The sequence below is a fragment of the Polaromonas sp. P4_F6 genome (assembly GCF_056401275.1).
The window spans coordinates 229,400-255,201 of record NZ_JBFUJQ010000002.1 but is presented as its reverse complement, the minus strand read 5'-3'; the positions used below and the strand labels follow the sequence as shown (position 1 = coordinate 255,201).

General features: G+C 65.5%; 26 protein-coding genes. 15 read left to right on the top strand and 11 right to left on the bottom strand.

The window, feature by feature from the left end:
* Window positions 1-16: 16 nt before the first annotated feature.
* The 5 genes from rpsF to dnaB all read left to right on the top strand — a co-directional run bounded on the left by rpsF (window position 17) and on the right by dnaB (window position 3,104).
* Complete coding sequence (gene rpsF, locus AC1DUN_RS07100) at window positions 17-382, top strand: 30S ribosomal protein S6 (protein ID WP_007871089.1); 366 nt, start codon at window positions 17-19, stop codon at window positions 380-382.
* Window positions 383-442: 60 nt separating this feature from the next.
* Complete coding sequence (priB, locus tag AC1DUN_RS07095; protein WP_477713347.1) at window positions 443-751, top strand: primosomal replication protein N; 309 nt, start codon at window positions 443-445, stop codon at window positions 749-751.
* Window positions 752-761: 10 nt separating this feature from the next.
* Entirely contained in the window at window positions 762-1,046 is a 285-nt protein-coding gene (gene rpsR, locus AC1DUN_RS07090; RefSeq protein WP_007871078.1) for a 30S ribosomal protein S18, read from the top strand.
* 11 nt (window positions 1,047-1,057) lie between these two features.
* A complete protein-coding gene (gene rplI / locus AC1DUN_RS07085) occupies window positions 1,058-1,510 on the top strand; it encodes a 50S ribosomal protein L9 (protein WP_007871075.1) in 453 nt (150 codons plus the stop codon).
* Window positions 1,511-1,691: 181 nt separating this feature from the next.
* Entirely contained in the window at window positions 1,692-3,104 is a 1,413-nt protein-coding gene (gene dnaB, locus AC1DUN_RS07080) for a replicative DNA helicase (protein WP_074574908.1), read from the top strand.
* Between the two features lie 16 nt (window positions 3,105-3,120).
* Here the strand turns inward: dnaB and AC1DUN_RS07075 are convergent, their stop codons facing one another.
* Window positions 3,121-3,450, bottom strand: coding sequence for a hypothetical protein (locus AC1DUN_RS07075; RefSeq protein WP_477713346.1), 330 nt, complete (start codon window positions 3,448-3,450; stop codon window positions 3,121-3,123).
* A 416-nt stretch (window positions 3,451-3,866) separates the two neighbouring features.
* Here AC1DUN_RS07075 and AC1DUN_RS07070 point away from each other — a divergent pair, with 416 nt between their 5' ends.
* From AC1DUN_RS07070 to AC1DUN_RS07060, 3 genes are all read left to right on the top strand, one after another.
* The gene (locus AC1DUN_RS07070) at window positions 3,867-4,061 is read left to right on the top strand and encodes a hypothetical protein (RefSeq protein ID WP_007871063.1); all 195 of its coding nucleotides are present in this window, start codon (window positions 3,867-3,869) and stop codon (window positions 4,059-4,061) included.
* Between the two features lie 81 nt (window positions 4,062-4,142).
* Window positions 4,143-5,339, top strand: a complete 1,197-nt coding sequence (locus AC1DUN_RS07065) for a radical SAM protein (protein WP_477661996.1) — start codon at window positions 4,143-4,145, stop codon at window positions 5,337-5,339.
* A complete protein-coding gene (locus AC1DUN_RS07060; protein WP_477713345.1) occupies window positions 5,290-6,564 on the top strand; it encodes an aKG-HExxH-type peptide beta-hydroxylase in 1,275 nt (424 codons plus the stop codon). The genes AC1DUN_RS07065 and AC1DUN_RS07060 overlap by 50 nt, the downstream gene beginning before the upstream one ends.
* Window positions 6,565-6,600: 36 nt before the next feature.
* Here the strand turns inward: AC1DUN_RS07060 and AC1DUN_RS07055 are convergent, their stop codons facing one another.
* Window positions 6,601-6,834 carry a hypothetical protein gene (locus tag AC1DUN_RS07055; protein WP_477713344.1) on the bottom strand — a complete coding sequence of 78 codons (234 nt, stop codon included), beginning with the start codon at window positions 6,832-6,834 and terminating at the stop codon, window positions 6,601-6,603.
* A 67-nt stretch (window positions 6,835-6,901) separates the two neighbouring features.
* A complete protein-coding gene (locus AC1DUN_RS07050) occupies window positions 6,902-7,498 on the bottom strand; it encodes a 3'-5' exonuclease (RefSeq protein ID WP_477713343.1) in 597 nt (198 codons plus the stop codon).
* 104 nt (window positions 7,499-7,602) lie between these two features.
* On the opposite strand from AC1DUN_RS07050, the gene AC1DUN_RS07045 reads away from it, so the two are divergent.
* The gene (locus AC1DUN_RS07045; protein ID WP_477661999.1) at window positions 7,603-7,857 is read left to right on the top strand and encodes a hypothetical protein; all 255 of its coding nucleotides are present in this window, start codon (window positions 7,603-7,605) and stop codon (window positions 7,855-7,857) included.
* Window positions 7,858-7,875: 18 nt separating this feature from the next.
* On the opposite strand, the gene AC1DUN_RS07040 is transcribed toward AC1DUN_RS07045, so the two are convergent.
* From AC1DUN_RS07040 to AC1DUN_RS07025, 4 genes are all read right to left on the bottom strand, one after another.
* Window positions 7,876-8,601 carry a site-2 protease family protein gene (locus AC1DUN_RS07040; protein WP_477713342.1) on the bottom strand — a complete coding sequence of 242 codons (726 nt, stop codon included), beginning with the start codon at window positions 8,599-8,601 and terminating at the stop codon, window positions 7,876-7,878.
* Between the two features lie 13 nt (window positions 8,602-8,614).
* Window positions 8,615-9,601: a DUF2167 domain-containing protein gene (locus AC1DUN_RS07035; protein WP_477713341.1), complete on the bottom strand. Its 987-nt coding sequence runs from the start codon at window positions 9,599-9,601 to the stop codon at window positions 8,615-8,617.
* Window positions 9,602-9,705: 104 nt separating this feature from the next.
* Complete coding sequence (locus AC1DUN_RS07030) at window positions 9,706-12,822, bottom strand: FAD-binding and (Fe-S)-binding domain-containing protein (RefSeq protein ID WP_477713340.1); 3,117 nt, start codon at window positions 12,820-12,822, stop codon at window positions 9,706-9,708.
* Window positions 12,823-12,874: 52 nt separating this feature from the next.
* Complete coding sequence (locus AC1DUN_RS07025) at window positions 12,875-13,573, bottom strand: GntR family transcriptional regulator (protein ID WP_477713339.1); 699 nt, start codon at window positions 13,571-13,573, stop codon at window positions 12,875-12,877.
* 115 nt (window positions 13,574-13,688) lie between these two features.
* Between AC1DUN_RS07025 and AC1DUN_RS07020 the strand changes: the two genes are divergently transcribed.
* The 3 genes from AC1DUN_RS07020 (at window position 13,689) to AC1DUN_RS07010 (ending at window position 17,169) form a co-directional block, all read left to right on the top strand.
* A complete protein-coding gene (locus AC1DUN_RS07020; RefSeq protein WP_477713338.1) occupies window positions 13,689-14,909 on the top strand; it encodes a pyridoxal-phosphate-dependent aminotransferase family protein in 1,221 nt (406 codons plus the stop codon).
* Window positions 14,910-14,978: 69 nt separating this feature from the next.
* Entirely contained in the window at window positions 14,979-15,956 is a 978-nt protein-coding gene (locus AC1DUN_RS07015; RefSeq protein ID WP_477713337.1) for a Bug family tripartite tricarboxylate transporter substrate binding protein, read from the top strand.
* Between the two features lie 91 nt (window positions 15,957-16,047).
* On the top strand, window positions 16,048-17,169 hold the full coding sequence (locus AC1DUN_RS07010) for an ABC transporter substrate-binding protein (protein ID WP_477713336.1): 1,122 nt from the start codon (window positions 16,048-16,050) through the stop codon (window positions 17,167-17,169).
* 4 nt (window positions 17,170-17,173) lie between these two features.
* Here the strand turns inward: AC1DUN_RS07010 and nth are convergent, their stop codons facing one another.
* Window positions 17,174-17,818: an endonuclease III gene (nth, locus tag AC1DUN_RS07005; RefSeq protein ID WP_074574882.1), complete on the bottom strand. Its 645-nt coding sequence runs from the start codon at window positions 17,816-17,818 to the stop codon at window positions 17,174-17,176.
* A gap of 37 nt (window positions 17,819-17,855) precedes the next feature.
* The gene (locus AC1DUN_RS07000) at window positions 17,856-18,875 is read right to left on the bottom strand and encodes a BLUF domain-containing protein (RefSeq protein WP_477713335.1); all 1,020 of its coding nucleotides are present in this window, start codon (window positions 18,873-18,875) and stop codon (window positions 17,856-17,858) included.
* A gap of 234 nt (window positions 18,876-19,109) precedes the next feature.
* Between AC1DUN_RS07000 and AC1DUN_RS06995 the strand changes: the two genes are divergently transcribed.
* Window positions 19,110-20,765, top strand: coding sequence for an alkaline phosphatase family protein (locus AC1DUN_RS06995; protein WP_477713334.1), 1,656 nt, complete (start codon window positions 19,110-19,112; stop codon window positions 20,763-20,765).
* Window positions 20,766-20,791: 26 nt separating this feature from the next.
* Here AC1DUN_RS06995 and AC1DUN_RS06990 read toward each other — a convergent pair whose 3' ends face one another.
* The gene (locus AC1DUN_RS06990; protein ID WP_477713333.1) at window positions 20,792-21,742 is read right to left on the bottom strand and encodes a LysR family transcriptional regulator; all 951 of its coding nucleotides are present in this window, start codon (window positions 21,740-21,742) and stop codon (window positions 20,792-20,794) included.
* A gap of 171 nt (window positions 21,743-21,913) precedes the next feature.
* Here AC1DUN_RS06990 and AC1DUN_RS06985 point away from each other — a divergent pair, with 171 nt between their 5' ends.
* Entirely contained in the window at window positions 21,914-23,323 is a 1,410-nt protein-coding gene (locus tag AC1DUN_RS06985; RefSeq protein WP_477713332.1) for a M20 family metallopeptidase, read from the top strand.
* A gap of 39 nt (window positions 23,324-23,362) precedes the next feature.
* Entirely contained in the window at window positions 23,363-24,379 is a 1,017-nt protein-coding gene (locus AC1DUN_RS06980; RefSeq protein ID WP_477713331.1) for a Bug family tripartite tricarboxylate transporter substrate binding protein, read from the top strand.
* Between the two features lie 4 nt (window positions 24,380-24,383).
* Here AC1DUN_RS06980 and AC1DUN_RS06975 read toward each other — a convergent pair whose 3' ends face one another.
* The gene (locus AC1DUN_RS06975) at window positions 24,384-25,784 is read right to left on the bottom strand and encodes a serine hydrolase (protein ID WP_477713330.1); all 1,401 of its coding nucleotides are present in this window, start codon (window positions 25,782-25,784) and stop codon (window positions 24,384-24,386) included.
* Window positions 25,785-25,802 lie beyond the last annotated feature (18 nt).

Genomic DNA, 25,802 nt, shown 5'->3' with positions numbered 1-25,802 from the left:
ACCACAAGGAGAGTTTATGCGTCACTATGAGATCGTCTTGCTGATCCACCCGGATCAAAGCGAGCAAGTCCCAGCCATGCTGGAACGTTACAAGGGCATGATCACCGCCGGCGGCGGAAAAGTGCACCGTGTTGAAGACTGGGGCCGCCGCCAGCTGGTGTACCTGATCCAGAAGCTCGCGAAAGCCCACTACCTCTGCATCAACATCGAAGCCAGCCAGGCCGTGATGGAAGAAATCGAACACGCGTTCAAGTTCAACGATGCCGTGCTGCGCCACCTGACCGTGGTCAAGAAAAAGGCCGAAACCGGCCCGTCCCTCATGATGCGCAACGTCGAGAGGGAAGAAGCCCGTAAAGCCCAACAGCAGGAGTATGCGGCTTAATTGCCACCATGCTGTTGAACGCCTCGCTGCCGCGCAGCTGCCATTGAGCAAAAGCCCGCAGTGAACCACGTTGAACTGACCGCCTGTATCGCCGAGGCAAGTCCTCTTCGCTACACGCCCGCTGGAATCCCCGCCGCCAATTTCGTCCTCGAACACGAGTCCGAAGTCGTCGAAGCCGGAATCACCAGACAGGTCAAGTTGACGGTCAGGGCGGTTGCCTTCGGAGCGCTGGCTGAGCAATCAGCCAAGTCACCCTTAGGCCAGCTCTTCAGGTTCACCGGTTTCCTCATCAATGCGCGCACCAGCAAAGGTGTTGTTTTCCATATTCAAGCTCTGCACAAGGTAGAGCAAGTACCGAACCCCATTTAAGGAGTCCATCATGGCCGGACCAAAACGTTTCAACAAAGACAAGCGCCCCAAGCGCAATACCCAATCCCTGCTGTTCAAGCGCAAGCGTTTTTGCCGCTTCACAGCCGCTGGCGTTGAAGAAATCGACTACAAAGATATCGACACTCTGCGCGATTTCGTTGCCGAAAACGGAAAAATCATTCCCGCACGCCTGACCGGCACGCGCGCGATTTTCCAGCGCCAGATCAACACCGCCGTCAAGCGCGCTCGCTTCCTCGCGATGCTGCCTTACAGCGACCAGCACCGTACCCTGTAAGGAGCGCGACCATGCAAATCATTCTGCTCGACAAAGTCGTGAACCTCGGTAACCTCGGCGAAATCGTCAAGGTCAAAGACGGCTACGCACGCAACTTCCTGATCCCTTCGGGCCGCGCACGCCGCGCCACGGAAGCCAACAAGGCCGAATTCGAAGCCAAGCGCGTCGAACTCGAAAAGGCTGCCGCCGCCAAGCTGGCCGAAATGCAAGCCCAGGGCGAAAAGCTGAGCGGCACCACCGTCAAGCTCACGCAAAAAGCCGGTGTTGATGGCCGCCTGTTCGGCTCCGTCACCAACCACGACATCTCGGCCGAGCTGACCAAACAGGGTTTCCCCGTGCTGAAGTCGCAAATCCGCATGCCCAACGGCCCGCTGAAGATCGTCGGCGACCACGCCGTGACCGTGGCCCTGCACACCGATGTGGCTGTGGACATCACCGTGACCGTGTACGGCGAAACCGCTTAAGCGCTTTTTCCCTTCACGAAAAAAGCCGCTCGCCGAGCGGCTTTTTTCATGCCCGGCCGCATCCCCCGGCTGTGCACACCTTCCCGGTCCATTTCCACCCGATTTCCCCCGGTTATCCACAGCCTTATCCCGCGGTGTTTTGCGCCCACGGCGTACCATTCACCCTCTCCCAAGGAAACCCATGTCCGCCGTACTTTCCACCTATGACGATCCCGGCTACAGCCCCGACCGCCAGATCGCCCAGCTGCGCATTCCGCCGCATTCCATCGAGGGTGAATCCAGCGTCCTGGGCGGCCTGCTGCTCGACAACGGCGCCTGGGACCGGGTGGGCGACCTGCTGGTCGACGAGGATTTCTACCGCTCCGAGCACAAGCTGATCTTCGCCGCCGTGGGCGCACTCATCAACGCGAACAAGCCGGCCGACATCATCACGGTCTACGAATACCTGCAGAACCAGGGCAAGGCCGACGAAGTAGGGGGCCTGAGCTACCTCAATTCACTCGCGCAATACGTGCCCAGCGCCGCCAATATCCGCCGCTATGCCGAGATCGTGCGCGAGCGTTCCATCCTGCGCAAGCTGGTGTCGGCCTCCGACGAAATCGCCACCAACGCCTTCAACCCGCAGGGCAAGGACGTCGCCACCATCCTCGACGAGGCCGAGCAGAAGATCTTCAAGATCGGCGAGCAGGGCTCGCGCATGAAGGAAGGATTCCAGAGCATGGACACGCTGGTCGTGAGCCTGCTGGACCGCGTGACCGAGATGGCCGAGAACCCGCAGGACGTCACCGGCGTACCCACGGGCTTCAGGGATTTTGACCATATGACGTCAGGCCTGCAGGCCGGCGACCTGATCGTCCTGGCGGCGCGCCCCTCCATGGGCAAGACCGCGCTGGCCATCAACATCGCCGAACACGTCGCGCTCAACGAAGGCCTGCCGGTGGCGGTGTTTTCCATGGAAATGGGTGCATCCCAGCTCGCCGTGCGTATCGTCGGCTCCATAGGCCGCATCGACCAGACCCATTTGCGCACCGGAGCACTGACCGATGAAGAGTGGCCGCGCCTGACCGAAGCGATTGAAAAGCTGCGCACCGTCTCGCTGCACATCGATGAAACGCCGGGCCTGACCGTGAGCGAGCTACGCGCCAATGCCCGCCGCTTGGCCCGCCAGTGCGGCAAGCTGGGCCTGATCGTGGTCGACTACCTGCAGCTGATGAGCGTCTCCGGCGGCATGGCCGAAGAGAACCGCGCCACCGCCGTCGGCGAAATCTCGCGTGGCCTGAAGATGCTGGCCAAGGAACTGCAGTGCCCGGTCATTGCGCTGTCGCAGCTCAGCCGCGGCGTCGAGTCGCGCACCGACAAGCGCCCCATGATGAGCGACCTGCGCGAGTCCGGCGCCATCGAGCAGGACGCCGACATCATCATGTTCATCTACCGCGACGAGTACTACACCAAAGAGGCCTGCAAGGAGCCCGGTGTCGCGGAGGTCATCATCAGCAAGCAGCGTAACGGCCCCACCGGCACGGTGAAGCTGGCCTTTATCAACCGCATCACCAAGTTCGAGAGCCTGGCCCACGGCGCGTCCGGGGACTTCTAGTCATCGGAGCGCGGGCTCAGGGCGCAACACCCGCGTCGGCAGGCATGCGCCTTTTTTTACGTATGACCGTCACCGCTCCGGCGACATTCGCCGCTGCCGGGGCTTGCACCGGCCTGGCGGCGAACAGGTGCTCGGCGCTGCTGATGGCGGCATCGACGTCGCCGCGGTTCAGCCGCTGAACGATGGACCCATTGACCTGCAAGTAGGCGCCGTCGCGCGCAATGGCCAGAAAACCGAACTCCATACCGCGGTGCACGGTTCCGATCACGCGGTAACAGTCCACCGGTGGAATGGCCCAGGGGGCCCTCAGGATTTTGTGCAGGCGGACCGTCAGGCGTTCATCCATACGGCTTTCTCCCTTGTTTGTTCTGGTCTCGGACGGCATCGAACCCGCCGGCCGAAGCCGGAGTGCGGCGCCGGGATGCGATGGTGTTTGTTGATGGCGCTTTCTGGCATCGTTCCCCCTCCTCGAAAACTTCGCTGGCGGCTTGCCGAACTCTTGTGAAGACGTTGAAAGGTATTCGAGTTCGCCTGGGGAGGCCGCGCGAATTGTCTGTGCGCGGTAGATGTTTGTCGGATTTCCCGAATCCGGCCCGCTTTGGCCTGTTCTTTGCCGCCCGGACTGGCTAGCATCCGCCGGGACGGCAAGGTTGATCCGCGTTCGTCTGGAAGCAGGGCTTGTTCCGTCCGGTTGTCTCGCGGGCACCCGAACCGTCACTTGAAGTGGAAGTTTTCAACTAACCAACCTACAAGGAAAATCCTATGCCTACCACCTCGAATAACGCGGAAGCCCACACCTTGTCGCGTAACCTGACGTCCAATTTCAAAGGCGACGTGAATTCGCTCAACCAGAAGGTCGTCGAAGGCCGCATCCTGGAAACCGCCATCGCCCAGCTTGCGGGCCGGCCCGGTTTCAATCCGGCGGCGATCAGCATCGTGTTCGGCCTGAAGTGGTAACAGCCGGCTAGCCACCGCGGGGCGCGCGGATATTTTTTCGCGCGCCCCGTTCCGGCTCCGGTCCTTTACTCGCCTGTTCCCATGTTTCGTTCGGCCATCATCAAACTGACCGCGGTGTGCGACATCGATTGCAGCTACTGCTACATGTTCAACCAGGCGGACCGCACGTTCGAGCGCATGCCGGCACGCATGGCATTGCCTACGGCCTTGCGCCTGCTGGACCGCATCTGCGACTACCACCCTCGGGGTGAACCCGAGCCCTTCTCCATCGTCCTGCATGGCGGCGAACCCATGCTCTGGCCCGACGCCAGTTTTGCCGAACTGCTTTCGCAGATTGCGCGGCGCCGCGAACAGGGCTGGAATCTCGACGTTGCGGTACAGACCAACCTGGTGCAGCCGATCGCCCCGCAACTGCTTGCCCTTTTTCGCGAACACCGCGTGTCGCTGGGCGTCAGCCTGGACGGCCCGCGCGAGGTGAACGATGCCGCGCGCGTGGACAAGCTCGGCCGCGGCACCTATGCGCGTGTCATGGCCAACGTCGAGCGCATGCTGGCGGGCGGCGACGGCGGTTTGATAGGCGGCTTTCTGGCCGTTGCCAACCCTTCGCTGCCTCCGGCGGAGTTCCTCGCCTGGGTGCGCAGCCTGCCGGTTTCCAAGGTCGACGTGTTGTGGCCCATCGAATTCAACTGGCGCCATCCTCCGTGGCCGCTGGGGGCGTCAAAGGCCTATGCCGCCGCGCCGCGTTACGGCGCCTGGTATGCCGAATTGTTTCGCGCCTGGTGGGCGCTGGACGATCCGGGCATCACCATCCGGCTCTTCAACAACCTGCTTCACGTCGCGCTGGGAGGGCAGGGCCATATCGACGCCTTGGTGAACGACAGCTACAACATGTTCGTCGTCAATACCGACGGCAGCTACGAATACCCCGACTACCTGCGTGTGGCCGCAGACGGCTCGGCCGGCACATCTTTCCACATAGCCACGGACGGCATCGCCGCGCTGGCCGGCGACCCGCTGTTCGCGCGGCTCCTCGACCTGCGCGCCGAACTTCCGCTGAAATGCTCCGGCTGCCGCCACCGCCTGATCTGCGGCGGCGGCTTCCTTCCCGGCCGCAGCGATGTGAAGGGCGGCATCACGCCGCGCGAGTCCGTGCTGTGCGCGGACCAGATGTATTTTTTTGACGCCGCGCTCGGCCTTATCGAATCTTCCTTTCAACCGCGAGGTAGCCATGCCCACAATGACCCGGAAAATGCCGCCGCTGCAGGCAGCCAAGCCTGAATTGCAGTGCGCCGACTTTGTCGAGCTGGCCTTGATGCCGGACGCCGTTATCACGGCCGACCTGGTCCATGAATCCGCCGCAGGCCGCCTGGACGACTTTCTGGCCCTGGCCGAGATCGTTCGGGCTTCACCGGCGCTGGCCGCGCATCGCGAGCGCTGGGAACAGGCGGTGCTCGACCTGCAGGCCCTGCTGCCGCATGAGCGCATCGCCATCGGCTCCTCGCCTTTGTACCGCCGCTGGTTGCATGCGACCGGGCGCGCGCTGATCGCGGGCGCGCCGCTACCGGCGGTCGAGCCCTTGCTCGCGTCGGTTGCCAACTATGTGCCGGGGTTCACCGAGATGTCACCGCGCAGCAGGGTGCTGATGTCACGCGGCGGCCGCATCGAGACCTGGGATTGCGCCGGCAGCGTCGAACTGCCGGCCGGCCATGCCGACGGCGCCTGGTTATGCCGGCGTAAAGGCGCGTGGGTCCACCTGAGCCGGCCGTCCTCGGGCGGCCAGACCCTGAGTTCCTATCTTGCCGCGCCGCAGGCCCTGCTGCCGCGGTCCCACATCGTGGTCCGCAATGATCTGCCGGGCCTGCGGGTGTCGCTTGACGAGACCCGCACACCCGAGCGCGGCAGCACCGTGCGCGAACAGGAAACCGACGCGCGCGAACGCTCCTATCCGCAGGGCCGCCATCGCCCCATCGTGGAGGCGGCGCAGGCCCTTTTGTCGGCCTGGCCCGAGGAGTACGAGGACTGGCGTTGCATGATGCGCGTGGTGGTACCGCGCCTGCCGCCGCCGGGCTGGCAGATGGAAGGGTTCACGATCTCTTCCATGCAGGGGGCGGCATGGATACACCCGTCCAGCACCCTGCGCACCCTCGAAAGCCTGGTCCACGAGCACAGCCACGTGAAGCTGCGTTATGTCGAGGAAGCCGTTCCGCTGCTGCAGCCTGTGCAGACCGGCGCGCGTTTTCCGGTCGGCTGGCGCACCGACCCGCGCCCGGTGGTCGGCATCTTCGAGGGGGTGTATGTACACCTGCATTGCGTCATCGCGCTGGTTCGCTACCTGCGGGAACCCCAGCTGGATGCCGCGGCGCGGTGCGACGCCGCAATCCGCCTGAGCGAGTTGCGGGCGCAGGCGCGCGAAGGGCTCGAACTGCTGCGCGCGCACGCGCGTTTTACCGCGGCGGGACAGGGCTTTCTGCGCTGGGCCGGGTCGGCCTTGCAGAACAGCTGAGCCGCCAGCTCTGGGCAGGGTGGGAGACGAGCCGCCTCAGCGCACGCACTCAAAGCCGTACTGACCTTCAGCCGGCTTGGTGATCAGGCGGGCATGCCGGCCGCCGCGCTTCTGGCATTCGGTTTCGGCGATCTCGGTGGCGTCGGGCAGCTGTGAAGGGCGGCCTTTGACGATGATCAGCTTTTCGCTATTGCTGAGCAGTTCCGCGGCACAGCCGGAGAGCAGGGCGCCGGCCAGCAGCAGCGAAGACAACAAGAACGGTTTTTTCATGAGAATTTCCTTGATGAGATTAATGTAAGGGGTGGGGGCCCGCATCGATGGTGTCGGCCTGCTTGCGTCAACCCAACCCCAGCGCCAGGTACACCCGTAGCGCCCCATAGGCGTCATTGGCCGCATAAATGATTTGCGCCTCCGTGAGCCTTTCGTTGGCCCAGTTGGAAGTCGCCGCTTTCTTGGACTTGAGGAAGCGCTTGTTGAACATCACGGCCACGGCGCCGCGCACGCCCATGTCCTTGCGGTAGCCGCGCTCGCGAAACACCACGTTGAGGTCCAGCACGCCCTGCAGGTCCGTGCCCAGCTTGCGGATGATGCGGCGCTGGTCGTCGCCCAGGCCGAAGCCGGCCTTGATCACGGCGGGTGAGCTCAGCGCCAGGCCTACGGCGCGCCGGCATTCGGCGTCTTCAAGCTGGAAGATCCAGGCCTTGTGAAGTGTCGCGAGCTGCACGATGTGCGGCCCATCCGAGGCCTCATTTTTGGCGAAGGTGGGTTTGGACTCGGTGTCAAAGCCCAGCACGGTGGCGCCGGTCAGGTCCTTGAGGGCCTGGGCTGCCCGCTCGGCTGTGGACACGACTTCGATCTGGTCCAGGCCCAGCCGCTCGAAGGGCTCGAGCAGCGCGATTTCTTCTTTACCGGGAGTGGGATGGCGCTCGGTCATAGGTATCCATGCGAAAAGGGCGTTGAAAAAACAGGAATCGGCAGGGCTAGAGCTTACAGTCGGGGTAGGGCGCCATTCCGGGCAACCCGCTTCCTGACTCCACCATGGCCGCACAAAGCATCACCACCGAGCATTACAAGCTCTTTCCATCGCCGCGCAACCGGCACCGCACGATTTTCCTGCACCAGGTGTTTGTGCCGCACTCCTACATGCTGATCGACATGGAAAGCTACCAGCTCAAAGGCAAATACAGCCTGTTCGGCGCTTGCCGGCTGGCCGACATGCGCATGGGCCAGCTGGTCACGCTGGAGCTGGCCGAAGACGAAGCCAGCTTCAACGCCAGGTTCGTGCCGGACTGAAGCGCCCGCCACACGCGCCTAACGAACGGCGCCCACGCCGCGCAGCATTTCATGCACGTCGTGCGTCATCACGGCCAGGAAACCTGCCAGCGCCAGGTAATAAAAACCATACTCGAAACGCGTGGCCGCGCTGACCGCGTAGTAAGTCTGGGCCTCTTCGCTGTCCGATTTGTAGCGTATCGCTTTGAGCAGCTGCGGCGCGGCCAGCAGCGCCATCAGGATCAGCATGGGGCTGGGCCGCCAGAAGAACAGTGCCACCAGCACCGGCACCCCCAGCAGCCAGATGCGCGGCGACAGCACGGCGGTAATGCGCCCGCCGTCAAACGGCGACAGCGGGATCAGGTTGAAGAGGTTCAGGAAGAAGCCGGAATAGGCGATGGCGAGCAGCAGATTGCTGTCCTGGTCGCGCGCCAGGAAGTAGCAGGCCAGCGCGCCCACCGTGCCCAGCAGCGGGCCGCCCAGGCCCACATAGGCCTCGGTTTCCGCGTCGTGCGGCATGTCCTTGAGCTCGACCCAGGCGCCCACAAAGGGGATGAAGGTGGGCGCGCCCACATTGAGGCCGCGCTGCCGGGCGGCGATGTAGTGGCCCATCTCATGCACGAACAGCAGCAGCACAAAGCCCACCGCATAACGCCAGCCGAACAGCAGCGCATAGGCGAACACCGACACCAGCATGCTGCCGCCGGTCAGCAGCAGCTTGCCGAACTTGGCGCCCGTGAAAAGCAGCAACAGGAGCTTGGCCATGCCGCTTCGCCGCTCAGGCTTTGGGTGGCGCGGGCGGCACGTCCGGTGCGCCGCCGCCGAACGCGGCGGGCACGGTGTCCTGCTCGGCCCGGCTGACCACCGGCATAGGCGCAGGCACAGGGGCCGGCTTGCGCTTGAAGTACTTCACGAACACCGTGCCCAAACCCGCCAGGGCCAGGACGATCACCTTCGCGAACTTGGCGAAAAACAGCGCAATCACCGCGAAGAAGCCCAGTTTTTTCGCGGCCACGCCCAGCACCAGCGCGGCCAGCCCGTATTCGGCCACCTTGTCGGTCTTGGAATTGAAGTCGGCGTAGCGCTTGCCCTCGTCGTACTGCAGGGCCGCCAGCAGCTCCGCCGCCGCGGGCTTGTCCTTGGGCAGGTCGGCCAGCGCCGTGACCAGGTTCATGCTGAAGTAACCTTCGCGGCCCAGTGCGTAGGTGTTGTAGTTCACGCCCTGCGCCGCGCCGGCGGGCGCGCCGCGGTCCTTGCTGGACATGGCCCAGACCAGGCGGTGGGTGGCGGCGCTGTAGGCCGGCTTTTCAGCCCAGCCCACGATCTCGATTTCAGGGAAACCCATTTTTTTGCGATCGGCATTCGAGGCCTCGGTGCCTTCGCGGTAGCTTTTGAGCAGCTCGTCCGCGTTCCAGTCCTTGGCATCGTCGTCCTTCACATAGCCGGCCGCCTCGAAGCGCACCGTCATGAACCAGCTGTCGCCCGTGGCCGGGAACACCAGGCCCTGCAGCCGCGAGTCGGTGCCCGGGTTGCCCATGGCGTTGAGCAGCTTGCCCGCCTGGGGCTGCGGCACAAAGATGCGGCCGGCGGGCAGCTTGAGCACGGCCTGGCTCGCCAATGCGATGTCCTGCGGCCCTTCCTTGGCGGCGGCACGGCCCTCGGCCCAGATCTTTTCGCTTTCTTCTTTCGACAGGGTCTGCGCCATGGCTGTGGCGCAGGACAGACAGACAGCCAGCGCGCAGATGCGCATCCACAAACGGTTCATGAAAGCCCTCCTTGTTGGAATAATTTGCGGGCTATTCTGACATGCTCCCACGCGGCGGCCGGGAAGCGGCCCGAAAGTGCCCGGGCCGCGCTCGGGGACGAGACCTAAGCCTGCAACTGCCGCGCCAGCAGCACCGCCACGTGGATGGCCTCGCGCTGCGCTCCGTCCTTGATCTGGTGGCGGCAACTGGTGCCGTCGGCCACCACGATGGCATCGGGCTGCTTGCGCACCGCTGGCAGCAGGCTCAATTCGGCCATCTGCATCGACACCTCATAGTGGCCGGTTTCGTAGCCGAAGCTGCCGGCCATGCCGCAGCAGCTGGATTCGATCAGTTCGGGTTTGGCGCCCGGGATCAGCCTCAGCACGTCCAGGATGGGGCTGACCGCACCAAAGGCCTTCTGGTGGCAATGGCCGTGCAGAAGAATGGGCCGGGCCATGGGCTTGAGCCGGCCCTTGAGCGTCTCGAGCAAGCCGTCCGCCGCCTCGCGCGCCAGGAATTCTTCCAGCAGCAGCGCATGGCGGCTGATGGTTTGAGCCGCCTCGCCCAGGCCCATCACCAGCATCTCGTCGCGCAGCGTCAGCAGGCAGGAGGGCTCCAGGCCGACGATGGCGATGCCGCGCTCGGCAAAGGGCAGCAGGGCGCCCACCACCTCGCGCGCCTTGGCCTTGGCCTTGTCGACCATGCCGCCGGCCAGGTAGGTGCGACCACAGCACAGGCTTTTGCCGTCGGCCGTGGTTTTGGCCGCCACATGCACCGTGTAGCCGGCCGCCTGCAGCACCGTGAGCGCGGCCAGCGCGTTTTCCGATTCGAAATAGCCATTGAAGGTGTCCACGAACAGCACCACGGGCCTGGCGGCGGCCAGCACCTCTTCGCGGCTCGCGGTGTGGAGACGGCCCTGTGGCGCTGCGCCGGCTTCAGCCTGTGCGCCCAGCCGCTTCCAGAAGGTGTTGCTGTGCCACTGCGGCAGCGTGCGGCGCGCCGACAGGCCCAGCAGCTTTTCACTCCAGCCCGCCAGGCCCGGCACCTTGTCGCGCAGGTTGAGCAGCGGCGCGAAGCGGCTGGCCCAGTGCGCGTAATCGGGCAGGTGGGCGACCAGCCGGTCTTTCAGCGTATAGCCGTGTTTGGCCTTGTAGTGGTGCAAAAACTCCACCTTCATCTTGGCCATGTCCACGCCGGTGGGGCAATCGCGCTTGCAGCCCTTGCAGCCCACGCACAAGTCCATGGCTTCCTGCACGGCCTCGCTCGTAAAGGCATCTTCTGCTTTTAAACCGTCCAGCTGGCCCGACAGCGCCAGGCGCAAGGTGTTGGCGCGCCCGCGCGTCAAATGTTTTTCGTCGCGTGTCGCGCGGTAGCTGGGGCACATGGTGCCGGCATCAAACTTTCTGCAGTGGCCGTTGTTGTTGCACATCTCCACGGCCTTGGCAAAACCCTGGGCCGGGTCGCCGCCCGTGCCCGGCTCACTGGTCTGCTCGGTCACCGGGTCGTTCTGCACGTTCCAGGCGCTCCAGTCCAGCGCCGTCTTGATCGGTATCACCTTGTAGCTGGGCGGAAAGCGCATCAACCGCGTGTCGTCCATCTTGGGCGGATTGATGATGCGATTCGGGCTCAGCAGGTTGATCGGATCCAGGTAGTTCTTGATCTGCGCAAAAGCCTCGTTGATTTTGGGGCCGAACTGCCACTCAATCCACTCGCCGCGGCACAGGCCGTCGCCGTGCTCGCCGCTGTAGGCGCCCTTGTAGTGGCGCACCAGGGCCGAGGCCTCCTCGGCGATGGCGCGCATCTTGGCGCCGCCCTCGCGCCGCATGTCCAATATGGGCCGCACATGCAGCGTTCCGACAGAGGCGTGGGCATACCAGGTGCCCTTGCTGCCGTATTTGCGAAATACCTGCGTCAGCGCGTCGGTGTACTCGGCCAGGTGCTCCAGCGGCACGGCGCAGTCCTCGATAAAGCTGACCGGCTTGCCGTCGCCCTTGAGGCTCATCATGATGTTCAGGCCGGCCTTGCGCACCTCCCAGAGGTTTTTCTGCGGCGCGTCGTCCATCATCTCGACCACCGAGCCGGGCAGGCCCAGGTCGCCCATGAGTTCGACCAGCTGGCGCATTTTGGGCGCGAGTTCGGCCTTGGAATTGCCCGAGAACTCCACCAGCAAAATCGCGTCGGGCTGGCCGATGAGGGCGGTGCGCACCGTGGGCGCGAAGGCCGGGTTCTGCAGCGAGAGCTCTATCATGGTGCGGTCCACCAGCTCGACCGCGCTCAGCGTGCCGTCGCCGCCCAGCTTCACGATGTGCTGGGCCGTGTCCATGGCTTTGTAGAAGGTCGGGAAGTTCACCACGCCCAGCACCTTGGTGCGCGGCAGCTCAGCCAGGCGCAGCGTGAGCGATTTGGTCAGTGCCAGCGTGCCTTCGCTGCCCACCAGCAGGTGGGCCAGGTTCACCGAGCCGTCCTGGGTATAGGGCTTCTCGTTCTGGTCGTTGAAGATGTCCAGGTTGTAGCCGGCCACGCGGCGCAGCACCTTGGGCCAGTGCGCCTCAAGCTCGGGCCGCAGCTGGTCGGACAGCGCCTTCACATAGTCGCCCAGTTCGCGCGCGGCGCCACCGGCCTTGTCATAGCGGCCGAGTTCCAGCAGGCTGCCGTCGGAGCGCCAGGCGCTGGCGCCCAGCACGTTGTGCACCATGTTGCCGTAGGCGATGCTGCGGCTGCCGCAGGAGTTGTTGCCGGCCATGCCACCCAATGTGGCCTGCGCGCTGGTGGACACGTCCACCGGGTACCACAGGCCGTGTTGCTTGAGTGAGGCGTTCAGGTGGTCCAGCACGATGCCGGGCTGGACTTCGGCCGTGCGCTCGCCCGGGTCCACGGCCAGGATGTTTCGAAGGTATTTGGCGTGATCGATGACCAGGCCCGCGCCCACCGTCTGCCCGCACTGGCTGGTGCCGCCACCGCGCGGGACGATGGGCACCTGCAGGTCGCGGCAGATGTCCAGCGCGGTCTTCACGTCGGCATCGGTGCGCGGCACAAACACGCCCACGGGCGTGACCTGGTAGATGGATGCATCGGTGGCATAGCGTCCGCGGTCCGCCGGCGAGAACAGCACCTCGCCCTGGGTTTCGGCGGCCAGGCGCGCGGCCAGCCGGCCGGCGACTTCATTGCTGACGCGGGCCACGTCGTCATAAGCCTGGGCCGCGGCATCGCGGCTGATTTTGAGGGGGAGGGGAGCGTTCATCGCGGCTTTTCGCCTTTGGGTGGGGGACTGTTAGGGAGGAGCCGGGTTGGGCTCAGGCCTTGGCGCCGCTCTTGCTGTGCGTGGCGTTGATGGCGTGCAGTTGCTGCACCACCACGTCGCGCTTGCTGGTCAGGTGGCGCAGCAATACGTTGCGCATGGCCGCGCCGTCGCGCGCTTGCAGGGCTTCGATCATCAGTTCGTGTTCCTTCACGGCCGCTTTCCATTTCTCCTCGTCCTGGTTGGAGCGAAAGCGTAGCGCCTGCAGCCGCGCATTGACCTGCGCATAGGTGCTGGCCAGCACCGGGTTCTTGGCTGCCGCGTTGATGGCGCTGTGGATGGCGGCATTGAGCCGGTAGTAATTGGGCAGGTCGCGGCGCGTGTAGGCGGCCAGCATCTCGAAGTGCATGGCCTTGATTTCCGCCAGCTCGGCCTCGGTGATGCGTTCGGCGGCCAGTTCGCCCGACTGCGCTTCCAGTCCGGCCATCACCTCGAAGGTGTTGAGCACGTCGGTTTCGGTCAGTTCCACCGCGATCGCGCCGCGGTTCGGCAGCAGCTCCACCAGGCCCTCGGCGGCCAGCATCTTGATGGCTTCGCGCAGCGGCGTGCGCGAGACGTTGAGCACCTCGCTGAGTTCGCGCTCATTGAGCTTGGCGCCGGGCTGGATGCGGTTTTCCACCAGCATCTGGCGCAGCCGGTGCGCCACCTGTTCATGCAGGGCGGCGCGCGGGATGGGGATGATTTCAGCAGCCATGGACAAATTTTGTATGCAAAATTTACCCCTGTCAAATCAATATGTAGTCCTTTGATGGCTTGACAAATGAATTTTGTATGCAAAAAATAGGGGCTTACTTCAGGAGCAGACCGCCATGTTGACGCTTGACTTTCATCCCACGGGACGTCATTTTTTGCAGATTCCCGGCCCTTCGCCGGTGCCGGACCGCATCCTGCGGGCCATGAGCCTGCCCACCATAGACCACCGGGGCCCTGAATTCGCCGCGCTGGGCCTGAAGGTCCTGGCCGACATCCGCAAGATCTTCCAGACCAAACAACCCGTCATCATCTACCCGGCCTCCGGCACAGGCGCCTGGGAAGCGGCTCTCTCCAACACCCTGAACCCCGGCGACCACGTGCTCATGTACGAAACCGGCCATTTCGCCGCGCTGTGGCAAAAGCTGGCCGCGCGCCTGGGCCTGAAGACCGAGGTCATCAGCTACCCCGGCGCCGAGGTCTGGCGCCACGGCGTGCAGGCTGCCCTGATTGAAGAGCGCCTGAAGGCCGACACCCAGCACAGCATCAAGGCCGTCTGCGTGGTGCACAACGAAACCTCCACCGGCGTCACCAGCAACATCGCCGCCGTGCGCAAGGCCATGGATGCGGCCAAGCAYCCGGCGCTGCTGCTGGTCGACACGATCTCGGGCCTGGCCTCGGCCGACTACCGCCACGACGAGTGGGGCGTGGACGTCAGCATCAGCGGCTCGCAAAAAGGCCTGATGCTGCCGCCCGGCATCAGCTTTAACGCCGTCTCCGCCAAGGCCCTCGAAGCCAGCAAAAAGGCCACGCTGCCCAAGGCCTTCTGGGCCTGGGACGAAATCATCGAGATGAACAAGACCGGCTACTGGCCGTCCACCCCCAACACCAACTTGCTGTACGCGCTCAGCGAAGCTTGCGACATGCTGCTCGAGCACGGCCTGGAGGCCGTGTTCGCGCGCCATCAGCGCTGGGCTGTGGGCGTGCGCGCGGCGGTCAAGGCCTGGGGCCTGCAGATCCAGTGCGCCGACCCGGCCGTGTACTCGCCGGTGCTGACCGGGGTGATGACGCCTGAAGGCGTGGATGCCGATGCGGTGCGCAAAATCATTTATGAGCGCTTCGACTGCTCGCTGGGCACCGGCCTGGGCAAGGTCAAGGGCCGCATGTTCCGCATTGGCCACCTGGGGGACTGCAACGACCTCACGCTGATGGCGGCCCTGTCGGGCTGTGAAATGGGATTGAAACTTGCCGGTGTCAAGCTCGCGGGTTCGGGCGTGCAGGCCGCCATGGACCATTTCTCCAGCCATGCGGCCGTGGTGCCGCAGCGCAAGGCGGCCTGAGAGCCGCCACCGCCATCCGCCTTCAAACTGTCACTTCGCTTCGTTCTACTACTGAATCAGAGGGAAACCATGCAACGCAGAACTTTTATCAGCGCGACGGCGGCCACGGCCGCCCTGGTGGCGTCGCCCATGCTCAAGGCGCAGACCTTGCCGTCCGGCCCGGTGCGCATCATCGTGGGCTTTCCGCCCGGCGGCGGCACGGACGCGCTGGCGCGCGTGGTCGGGCAAAAGCTCTCCACCATGTGGAACACCTCGGTGGTGATTGAAAACAAGGGCGGCGCCGCGGGCGTCATCGCGGCCGACTATGTGGCCAAACAGCCGGGCGACGGCAACACCCTGCTCATGGCCCACATCAACAGCCACGCGCTGGCGCCGGCGCTGGGCCTCAAGCTGGGCTACAACCCCGAGCGCGACTACGTGCCCATCAGCATGGTCGGCGTCACGCCCAATATGCTGATCTGCAACGCCGACCAGCCCGCCAAGACCGTCAAGGACCTGGTCGCGCTGTGCAAGGCCAAGCCGGGCCAGATCAGCTTTGCTTCGGCGGGCGGTGGCTCGGCACAGCACTTCGCGCTGGAGATGTTCAAGCTGCAGGCGAAAATTTTTGCGCTGCACATCCCGTATCGCGGCTCCGGCCCGGCGCTGGTCGACCTGATCGGCGGGCAGGTCAACTACTGCTTTGAAACCATGACCTCGGCCACGCCGCACGTCAAAAGCGGCAAGGCGATTGCGCTGGCGCAGACACGCCTCAAACGCGCCAAGGGCCATCCCAATGTGCCCACCATGGCCGAGTCCGGCTTTCCCGGCTTCGAGGCCACCGTGTGGTACGGCCTCATGGGCCCTTCCAAAATGCCGCACGCCATGGTCCAGCGCATGAATGAGGACGTCAACAAGGTGCTGGCCATGTCCGACGTGCAGGAAAAGATGGACCAGTACGGCGCCGAGGACGGCGGCGGCAGCATCGAGAAGTTCGCCACCTTTATCAAGGCCGAGCAGAAGAAATGGGCGCAGGTGGCCGAGCAAGCCAAGGTTAAGGTTGACGCCTGATACTGGACGCCTGGGTAGAAACCGGCCCCCGGGCCGGTTTTTTTATTAACAACTAACAAGTTTTTTATCAGCAGAGGCTAGGGATCGTTTCATGACAGTTGTGAATTTTTCAAGGGCCGGCCGTGTGCTGGCCGGTTTTTTTCTGTGCGCCGCCAGCGTGGGCGCTTCGGCCGATATCATCCTGGGCCATTCGGGCGACCTTTCGGGCACCAGCGCGGCGCTCACCACCGACTATGTGCGCGGCATGAATGCCTACTTTGACGACATCAACAAAAAAGGCGGCATACGCGGCGAGAAGATCAAGCTCGTGAGCCTGGACGACGGCTTCAACCCCGACAAGACCGCCGAGAACACCAAGGCGCTGATCGAGCAGAACGCGGTGGCCCTGGTCGGCTTTCGCGGCACGGCCAATATGCTCAAGATCGTGCCCATCGTGCAGGCGGCAGGCATCGCCCAGATCGGCAACACCAGCGGCGCCAAGTCGCTGCGCGATCCTTATGTGCCCAATGTATTCCATGTGCGCGCCAGCACCACCGACGAGATCGAGGCGGCCGTCAACCACGCCTGGACCATAGGCATCAACAAGATCGCCGTCGCCTACCAGGACGACGCCTTCGGCAAGGAAGGCCTGGACGCGCTCATTGCCGCCATGCAAAAGCGCGGCGCGGCGCCCGCCGCCGTGGCCCCGGTGCCGCGCGGCACGGTGGATGTGGCCAAGGCGGTGGACATGATCGCCGCCGCCCAGCCGCAGGCCGTGATGCTGATCGCCCAGGCCAAGCCCAATGCCGCCTTCATCAGGGCCTACAAGGCCAAGGGCGTGAGCGCGCAGTTCATGGTGCTCAGCGTCTCCTCGGGCCTGCATGCCGAGCTGAAAGAGCCGGCCGCCGGCACCATCGTCTCGCAGGTTGTGCCTTACCCCTTCACCGAACTCGGCAATGCCGTCGTGAAGGAATACCAGACCGTGATCCTGGGAACCGCCGACAAGAAGTTCAGCTACAACAGCATGGAAGGTTTCCTCAACGCCAAGCTGGTGGTGCGCGCGCTGCAGAAAACCCCGGCGCCCATCACGCGCGCCAAGCTCATCAGCACGCTGGAGACCTTCACCAATGAAGACCTGGGCGGCTTCGCGCTGACCTACAGCAAGCAGAGCAACCTGGGTTCGCGTTTCGTCAACCTGACCATGATTCGGGCAGACGGAACCTTCGCGCGTTAAAGACTTACGCCGCCGGCGGCGGCGTCTTCGGTTCGAAGTCGCACCAGGGCGCCACCGCGCACTGCCAGCACAGCGGCTTGCGTGCCAGGCACACATAGCGCCCGTGCAGGATCAGCCAGTGGTGCGCGTCCACCAGGTAATCGGTCGGCACACGCTTGAGCAGGTTCATTTCGACTTCCAGCGGGTTCTTGCCGGGCGCCAGACCGGTACGGTTGCTCACGCGGAAGATGTGCGTGTCCACCGCCATCACCGCCTCGCCGAAGGCCGAATTCAGCACCACATTGGCGGTCTTGCGGCCCACGCCGGGCAGGGCTTCCAGCGCCTCGCGCGTGCGCGGCACCTGGCCGCCGTGCTGCTTCACCAGAATCTCGCAGGTCGCCAGCAGGTTTTTGGCCTTGGTGCGGTACAGGCCTATGGTGCGTATATACGACTCCAGGCCCTCCAGCCCCAAATCGAGGATGGCCTGCGGTGTGTTGGCCACCGGGTAAAGCTTGCGCGTGGCCTTGTTCACGCTGACATCGGTGGCCTGCGCGCTCAGCAGCACGGCGGCCAGCAGCTCGAACACGCTGGTGTATTCGAGCTCGGTCACCGGCATGGGATTGGCGGCCTTGAGCGTGGCGAAGAAAGGGGCGATGGCTTCTTTTTTCATGCCCCGCAGTGTATCGAGGTGTCCCGACTGCTGCTGTTCAGGCCACCATGCGCGGCACGTCCCACACCGAGCTGGGCGGCTCGCCGGCGCGCTGGAGCTGCTGCTGCACGGCCTGCCAGATCGCATTGCAATCGTCCGGCCTGGCCATGCTGGCCGCGACATAGGCCAAGTGGGCTTCAGCGGCCATGGCCTGCATGCGCTGGTGTGTCTCGGCATTGGGCGCGACGCCCAGCAAGGCCGGCGTGGCCGGCAGGTTCTCGCAGGCGGCCATCATGCGGCCCATCAGCGCATCGTCGAATTTGGGCGCGCCGGAAAACAGCATCACAAAATACGGCCAGTCGGGCAGGAAGGCGCGGCGCAGGCCGTGGGTCAGGCCGTTGCGCGCCACGGCGATCATGCGGCAGGGATGGCCGCCTTCCATGAACTCCACGTACTCGCTGCTGCCGTCCATGTCCTGCTCGCCCGCGAAGCGCCGCTTGGCCACCGTCCCGCCGGTGCGTTGCGCCAGCCAGCCGACCATGGCGAAGGCCTCGTTGCCGCCGGCCGCGCAGATGCCGACACGGTGGAAGGCCTCGGGGTCGGCCAGGCCCTGGGCCTGCGGCAGCTGCATGGGCGCCGAGAGGCGCCGCAGCACGGAGGAGGGCGCGTACTGCACGCCTTTTTCGAACTGCTCGCGCAGCGCCATCACGCGGCGGCCGAACTGCACGGCCGACTCGCTGGCCTGCGACATCACCATGGACCAGGGCGTGGGCAAAATGCGCCGGCCCCGGCTGCTGTGCAGGGTATGCAGCGAGTGGTGGCGCGGGTCGCCGGCCAGTCGCAGCAGCAGGGCGCGCAGCTCGGGCGACGGGCCCTCGGCCCAGTGGACGAACCAGCCGCTCTGGTAGTGCAGGATGGCGCGTATGCCGTCCGCGGCGTTGTGGGGCAGGGAGTGCGCGCGTATGTCCTCCATCTGCGCGTAGATGCCTTCCTTGATGTGGCAGATGCTGGCCGTCACCACACGCTCGACTTCCGGATGTCCTGGGGGCGCGGCATAGGGCGCGATGCTGTTCACCATGGGACCATCCTGCCCCATAAGCAAAAACCCCGTCAATGCCTGCCCCTAAAAGCCGCGGGTGAATAGTGGCAAAAATGCGTCTTGAAAAGGATCGCAACACTTTCTTGCAACTCGGCGCTGCGGATGCGGGGCATGATGCGCGCCGCTGTGGTGGCGCGCCGGGCCAATGGCGGGTCGCGCGGCACGGGTCATTACGGGGGCGGTGCCGGCCCGAACTGCTTTAGCATCGCAGCCATGAAAGCTCACACTCTTTTACGACTGTTGGCGGCCTCTTTGGCTGCTGCATTGCTTGCCAGCTGCACCGCCGCGCCCGGCACGGTGGCCGATGCCGCGCCGCGCCCCAAGCTGGTGGTCTTCCTGGTCGTCGACGGCCTGCCGCAGCGCCAGGTGCTGGACTACCGCGACCAGCTCGCACCCGACGGCTTCGCGCGCTTCCTGGAGCGAGGCGCCTGGTTCGCCAACGCGCACTACGGCCATGCCTTCACCGTCACGGCGGCCGGCCACGCCACCATGCTGACCGGCGCCTATCCGCAGCGCACCGGCATCATCGGCAACGACTGGCGTGACCCCGTCACCGCCGAGCCCGTCTACTGCACCGGCGATAGCTCGGCCACTTATATCGGCCACGCCACCAACGCCCTGGACGGCACCAGCCCGAAAAACCTCAAGGCCGAAACCGTGGGCGACGTGCTGCGGCGCGTCGACAGCCGCTCCAAGGTCATAGGCATCTCGGGCAAGGACCGCGGTGCCATCCTGCCGGCCGGCAAGACCGGCATCGCCTATATGTATATGGGTGCTACCGGGCAGTTCGCTTCCAGCACCCACTACATGGCCGCGCACCCGGCCTGGGTCGACCGCTACAACGCCGGCAAGCCGGCCGACCGCTACTTCAAGGCCGAGTGGAAGGCCTTGCTGCCCGAGGCCGCGTACGCGCGTTCGCTGCCCGACCAGCAGCCCTGGTACGGCCCCGCGGGCGGCGGCCTGCCGGCGATGTTCGGGGCCAAGGACGACAGCGCGCCCGGCCCGCGCTTTTACGGCTCGCTGCTGCGCGGGCCGTTTGTCGATGCGATGTCGCTGGACTTCGCGCGCGCCGCCATCGCCGGCGAGCAACTGGGCCAGGACGACATTCCCGACATCCTGTCGGTAAGCCTCTCGGGCCACGACTATGTGAACCATGCCTTCAGCGCCGAGTCGCGCCTCTCGCACGACCACCTGTTGCAGCTGGACCGCCTGTTGCAGGCCTTTTTCCAGGACCTGGATGCACGCATCGGCAAGGACAACTACATCGCCGTGCTCACCGCCGACCACGGCTTCATGCCCGCGCCCGAATACAACGCCAGCCAGGGCCGCGAGTCCGGCCGCGTCAACAGCAGCCAGGTGCTGGGCCGCGTCAACGCAGGGCTCGAAAAACGTTTCGGTCCCGGTAAATGGGCCGCGGGTTTTTCAGGCTCCAGCGTGCTGCTCGACAAACAGCTGATCGCGCAAAAGCAGGCCAGCGCCGACGCCCTGGCCGAGGAAACCCGCGCGCTCCTGATGGCCGAGCCTGGTTTTGTCGCGGCCTACACACGCCGTGAAATGCAAAGCGGCAGCCGCGCCGGCGCGCCTTTCTTTGAGCAGATCCGCAAATCCTGGCATGCCGAGGTTTCGGGCGACGTGCAGTACTCGCTCAAGCCCGGCTGGATGTTCGGCAACACGGTCGCCACGCACGGCTCGCCGCACCCCTATGACACGCAGGTCCCCATCCTGATGTACGGCCCGGCCTGGGTCAAAGCCGGCCGCATCGATACGCGGGTGGAGGTGGTGGACATCGCGCCTACGCTGTCGCGCATGCTGCGCATCGCACCGCCTTCGTCGGCCGAAGGCAAGCTCTTGCCCTTGCCCGGCCTGTAAGAAGCCGGACTGAAAGGGCAGGGCGCTCAGCCGCTCTTTTTTGCGCCGCGCCTGCGCGCCGGCGCCATGCCGTCGCCTGACTCGCGCACGGCGGCGATCAACTGCGCGGTGAAGTCCACTACCAGCGGCGCCAGCGTCTGCCCCTTCAGCGACAGCACCTGCAGCACACGCTGGCGCAGTTCCGGCTCGGCAAAAGGCACGGCCACCAGCTGGCCCTGGCGTATCAGGTGCGCGGCCGTCAGGTAGCCCGACAGCATGATGTCGTCGCCGCGCGTGCTGGGCAACAGCGCCGACGAAAAATTGCTGACCACCGAGGCCTGGTACTGCAGGCCCTGGACGCTGGCCACCATGTCAAAGAGCTGGCGGCCCGTCATGCCCTTGGCGCTGATGCCCAGCGGGTATTTCACGACATCCGCCACCGTCACCGCGCGGGCCCGCGCCAGCGGGTGCGTGGGCAGCATCAGCGCGTACATGGGCGCGGTGGCCGCATGCCGCACCGTCATGCCTTTTTCCGGCGCCATGGTGTACTTGAGCGCCACGTCGGTTTCGCCCTGCAGCAGCAGGCGGCTGACGCTTTCGGGCGAGCCCACGCTGAGCTCGATCAGCGCTTCCGGGCGGCTGCGCCTGAAACCCGTCATCACCTCCGGCATGAAACCCGTGGCGAAACCCTCGGTGCAGGCCACGCGCACACGGCGCGCGCTGTAGCCGGCCAGGCCGCGCACCTGCTCCATCACGCGTTCGGCGTCGTCGCTGCCCGCGCGCGCATAGGCCATCAGGCGCTCGCCCGCGTCCGTGGGCACCATGCCGCGCGCCCTGCGCTCGAACAGCGCGCAGCCCAGTTGGTCTTCCAGCTTGCCGACCTGGCGGCTCACGGCCGAGGCCGCTACGTGCAACTGCGCCGCGGCCTGGCTGACCGAGCCGGTGCGCGCCACTTCAAGGAAGTAGCGGATCTGCGTGCTGAAAAAAGTGGTTTTCATGCGAAGGCGGGTGGGAGTGGCGGGGCGCTCGAATGGATGTTTTGCCAAAAAGGCAAAGCCCTGTTGCGATATCTCTCATTGTAGTAAAGGCCGATTCTTCCTACATTTGGTTTCATGACGCGCTCATGACACCCCCCGTCACCGCGCGCCCCTTTTTGAGAACGATGAAACATGCTGAGATCCGACTGCCTTGATGCCGCCACGGCCTGGTTTGACGAGGGCCATTTTTTTGACGTGCTGCAAAGGCGCGTTGCCCTGCGGACCGAAAGCGACAGCGGCAAGCCCAACCCCGCGCTGGGCGACTACCTGCGCGGCGAAATGACGGACTCGCTGCGCGCGCTCGGCTTTTCCTGCAGCGTCCAGCCCAATCCCGTCGAGGGCGCCGGCCCTTTCCTGGTCGCGCGGCGTGTGGAAGACACGGCGCTGCCCACCGTGCTGACCTACGGCCATGGCGACGTGGTCAGCGGCCAGGAAGGGCGCTGGCGCGAAGGGCTGCAGCCCTGGGAACTGGTGCGCGAAGGCGAGCGCTGGTACGGCCGCGGCACCGCCGACAACAAGGGCCAGCACACCGTCAACCTGGCCGCGCTGGCCAGCGTGATCAAGGCGCGCGGCGGGCGCCTGGGCTACAACGTCACGCTGCTGCTCGAAATGGGCGAAGAAGCCGCCTCGCCCGGCCTGCATGCCTTTTGTGAAAGCCATCGCGCCCAGCTCAAGGCCGACCTGCTGATTGCCTGCGACGGCCCGCGCGTGCATGCCGACAAGCCCACCTTGTTCCTGGGCTCGCGCGGCGCAATCAATTTCAGCCTGYGCCTGCGCGCGCGCGACAAGGCCTATCACTCGGGCAACTGGGGCGGGGCCCTGCTGAACCCGGCCACCGTGCTGGCCAGCGCCGTGGCCTCGCTGGTTGATGCGCGGGGCCGCATCCTGGTGCCGGCGCTCAAGCCACGCGCGCTGCCCCTGTTGGTGCGCCGTGCGCTGGCCAATGTGGACATAGGCGGCGGCGAGGACGACCCGCTGCCCGATGCCCACTGGGGCGAACCCGGCCTCAGCACGGCCGAACGCCTGATAGGCTGGAACACCCTCGAAGTGCTGGCGCTGGGTGCCGGCTCGCCGCAGCGCCCGGTCAATGCGATTCCCGGCGAGGCCGTGGCCCATTGCCAGCTGCGCTTTGTGGTCGGCACGCCTTACCAGGACCTTGCCGCCATCCTGCGCAAGCACCTGGACCGCCACGGCTTCAACCGGGTCGAGGTGGAGATCACGCTCACGGGCGCGGCCACGCGCCTGGACCTGGACCACCCCTGGGTGGGCTGGGCGCAGCGCTCCATAGGGCAGAGCAGCGGCAAGCCGGTCGTCACCTTGCCCAACCTGGCCGGCTCGCTGCCCAACGACGTCTTTGCCGACCTGCTGGGCTTGCCCACCTTGTGGGTGCCGCACTCCTACCCGGCCTGCGCCCAGCATGCGCCCGACGAACACCTGCTGGCGCCCGTCGCGCGTGAAGGCTTGCGCATCATGGCCGGCCTGTATTGGGACCTGGGCGAGCCCGCAGGCCTGCCCTGGCACGCCGCGCCGGCCGCCGCCTGAGTTGTTTTTGTTCTGATTGCCCCCTCACTGGAGTTGCCCATGCCTTCCCCCATGCCTTCCGCCGCACGCCGGTCCCTGCTTCAGGCGGCCCTGCTGGTCGCGGCCTGCTGTGCCCTTGCGTTTCCCGGCCTGTCGCAAGCGCAAGCGCAAGCGCAGGCCTGGCCTGCCAGGCCGATCAAGCTGGTTGTTCCCTTCCCGCCGGGCGGCGGCACCGACGTGGCGGCCCGCATCATCGGCGAGCGGCTCAGCGCCCGCCTGGGCCAGCCCGTGATCATCGACAACAAGCCGGGGGCCTCCACCGCCATCGGCGTGGTCATGGTCAGCGCGGCCGAGCCCGACGGCTACACGCTGCTGTTCTCCGGCTCCAGCAGCTACACCGTCAACCCCGCGGTGCGCAGCAAGCTGGGCTACGACCCCTTCAAGCAGCTCTCACCCATCGCCATGGTCGCGCGCACGCCGCTGGTGCTGGTGACTGCAAGCACCGGTCCCTACAAAACCCTCAAGGACGTGCTGGCCAAAGCCAAGGCCGCCCCGGGCACCCTGACCTATGCCACCTTCGGGGCCGGCTCGGCGCCGCACCTGGCCGGCGAGCTGCTGGCCAGCGCCACCGGCGTGAAGTTCTCCGCCATTCCCTACAAAGGCAGCGCCGAGGCCGACATCGGCGTGGTGCGCGCGGACGTCAGCATGGGCATAGACACCCTGGCGGCCGTCAATCCCCTGGTGCAATCGGGCAAGCTGCGCGCCCTGGCCGTCATCAGCGAAAAGCGCTCCCCCCAGATGCCCAACGTGCCCGCGTATGGCGAACTGCAGCTGTCGCCGGCCCTGCTGGACGGCTGGTACGCGCTCGCCGCGCCCGCGGGTATTTCACCGGCGGTGCGCGACCAACTGCTGCTGGCCTTGACGGCCGTGATGGCCGACCCCGCGGTGGGCAAGAAGCTGCAGCAGCAATCCCTGGAGCCGGCCTTCCTTGGCCCGCAGGCGCTGCGTGATGTGATGGATTCGGAGATCGCGCGTTATCGCGCCCTGGTGGCGCGCGCCAATATCCGGGTCGATTGATTCCTCAGGGCGCGGCCACGGCCTCGCGAAGCGCCGAGTCGATGTCGGCCCGCCTCTTGAAGACCAAGGAGCCCTGGTCCTTGATACCGTGCTCCGAGGCGATGGCCACCGGGTCCACGGCGGTCAGCCAGACGGCGCCGTCTTTCTCCCAGGCGGCGGCACGCAGCGGCAGGGCCATTACCGCGGCCGGGTTGGACTGCATCAGCGGGGTGCCGGCGGCGGGGTTGCCGAAGATGAGTTCTTCGGTCGACGCGAGCTGCAGGCCGGCGTCTTGCGCGGCACGGGCGTGGTTGATGTGCGCGATGATGGCGTTGCCCCGCGCGCGCAGGATTTTTTCAAGCCTGGCCATGGTCTCCTTCACCGTGAAAGGGCTTTGCTGCACCCGCAGCCTGGCGGTCGCCAGCGGCGGGCCCAGGCGCGCGTCATAGGCCCCGGCAATGCGGCGCGCCAGCTGTGTGAGGTCCACGCCTTCCTTGTTGGCCAGCAGCGTCACGCACAGCAGCTCGGATGCATCGGTGAAACGGCTCAACAGCGAAGAGAAACCGGCGCCGTCACCCGTCGTCACCATCAAGCCCTTGTGCCCCGGGAAATACCAGGGCCCCGAAGACACCCCGCCTTCGGGTGCGGAGTAAATCCATTTGCGCAGCGCCGGCGACGCGATCAAAATTTCGCCGGCCAGGCCCACGTCCCACAGCGACACATCGAGCGCCGAGGCATAGATGCGCAGGCCCGTGGGCACGGCGACGGCACCGCCTGCGGCATAACCCGTAGCCGGTTCGCTGGGATTGATCAGGGCCGGGGTTTTCAGAAAGGCGCTGTGCGGCCGGGCGTTCCTCACGTCTTTTTCCCAGGCCAGCGAGGCAAGGGTGCTGCCGAAGGTGGTGTGCTTCAGGCCCAGGCGCTCGATCTGGTTCACGCGGATATGGTCTTCGGCCGGCAGGCCGCTGGCCTGCGCGACCAGGGGCGCCAGCCACTGCGATGTCGTGTTGCCACCGCGTATGGCCTGGCCCACGGTGAGGCCCGCGGGCGCGCCCGGCACAAAGCGCGAGACCGCGTCGTCGAGGCCAAGCTTGTTGGCCTCCACCAGTTGCAGCACCGCCACCGCAAGGTAGGCATTCGCCATCTGGCCGATGTCGAACATCGTGTTCGACGCCGAGAGCCGGCGCGACGCGACATCGCTGAGCCCGTAACCCGTCACCCGCGTGATGTAAGGCGCCTGCACAATCGCCACCGCCATGCCCGAAATCCCCTGTTCGGCCATGAAGGTGGAGATCATCTGGTCTATCGATTGCCCGGCATAGGCTACCTCGGGATTGCCGCGCTGCGCCCAGGCGCTGGAATGGCCTGCCGCCAGCAGCAGGCCGGCGAAAAAGAATTTATGCAGGGAAAAAACAAGCTTGTGCATGGCGGCGCCCCCCGTGGT